Raw genomic sequence first — 1,357 nt, 5'->3', positions numbered from 1 at the left:
CAGGCTGCGGAAATAGTCTGCCTACGGTCCGACGCCTTGGCTGATTTTCGGGATGTTGATCGTTTGGGAGGCGATTTGGCGTCGTTTTTCGGGACAATTCCGACCTCTTGGGGCATTTCTGGTCGGATTCCGGGCATGCTCACGCCGCCGCCAGGAGCTTGGGCAGCCGAACCAGGTTGCATGCGGCAGCGGTCAACGTGAAGGTCCAGGCAACCCGCGGATTGCCCACGTGACGGGTTTTGCGCATGCCCCCGTAAGTCTTCATCCAGCCAAAGCCTTCCTCGATGCGTTTGCGAATGCGCTGGCTTACCACATAGCCCGGATGGCGGGTGGTGCGGCCGTCAATGGCCGAACGCCGGTTGGTGTTGTTCTGTGCCACGTGCGGGGTAACGTTCAGAGCCCGCAACTTTGCAATGAAGTCGGCCACGTCATAGGCCTTATCCGCTGCCAGCGTGATCCGGTGGCGCCCATTCATGCGCTCCAGCATGACAAGCGCCGCCTCGCGCTCGGCAGTGCCGGTGGCATGGGTGAGCATCGTATCGACGATCAAGCCGTGGCGGTTCTCCATCAGCATATGCCCCATGTGGCAGAGCCTGGCCGCCTGGCCCCGGGCCTTCTTGAACAGCCTGGCATCGGGGTCAGTGCTGGAAGCATGGGTATCGTTGCTGCGCTTCTCGCCATGAAAATCGCGCTCGGCATTGCGGCCATTGCGCTTTGGCGCGCTGGCCGATGCCGGGCCGGCGCCATCGTCGGGGCCGCCCCCATCCTGGCCGTCCCCTTCAGCGCCACCCTTCGGCTTGAAGCTCTTCATGCTGGCCCAGGCTTCGATCAGTGTGCCATCTACCGAGAAATGATCCTCCGACAGCAGCGCCTTGACCCGAGGTTGCCCCAGGACCGCCGCCATGAACCTGGCGGCCACATCGCCCTCGAGCAGGCGGTCGCGGTTCTTGGTGAACACCGTCACATCCCAGATCGGCGCATCCATCGACAGCCCGACAAACCAGCGGAACATCAGGTTGTAATCCAGCTGCTCCATCAACTGCCGCTCGGAACGCACCGAATAGAACGCCTGCACCAGCAACGCCCGCAGCAGCTTCTCCGGCGGGATCGACGGGCGGCCAATCTGCGAATAGAGCTTGGAAAACTCTGGCGACAGCACTTCAAGTGCCTCGTCCACGATCGCTCGGATCGGCCGTAGCGGATGACCATCGGGCACCCGCGCCTCGCAACTCACGTACGAAAACAAGCCTTCCGTCCGAACATCTGAACCGCGCATCGCCATCCCCAGCACCAATCCCGCTGGAAAATCTGAATCACCTATCGACCAAAAACGGAAGCCTTTTTCCGCAGCCTGTTA

1 protein-coding gene is annotated in these 1,357 nt (G+C 61.8%); it reads right to left on the bottom strand.

Going from position 1 to position 1,357, the window contains the following annotated elements; all coding sequences use genetic code 11:
- Positions 1-139 precede the first annotated feature (139 nt).
- Positions 140-1,276 (bottom strand): IS5 family transposase, encoded by a 1,137-nt coding sequence (locus FHS92_RS18055; RefSeq protein ID WP_184081944.1) that lies wholly within the window; start codon positions 1,274-1,276, stop codon positions 140-142.
- Between the last annotated feature and the right edge of the window lie 81 nt (positions 1,277-1,357).

The sequence above is a fragment of the Sphingobium subterraneum genome (genome assembly GCF_014199435.1).
GTDB lineage: Bacteria > Pseudomonadota > Alphaproteobacteria > Sphingomonadales > Sphingomonadaceae > Sphingobium > Sphingobium subterraneum.
This window is presented reverse-complemented; position numbering and strand designations above follow the sequence as displayed.

What these genes read in the sequence shown, in the direction of transcription:
- FHS92_RS18055 (WP_184081944.1), bottom strand. Translation starts at nt 1,276, where the DNA reads ATGCGCGGTTCAGATGTTCGGACGGAAGGCTTGTTTTCGTACGTGAGT.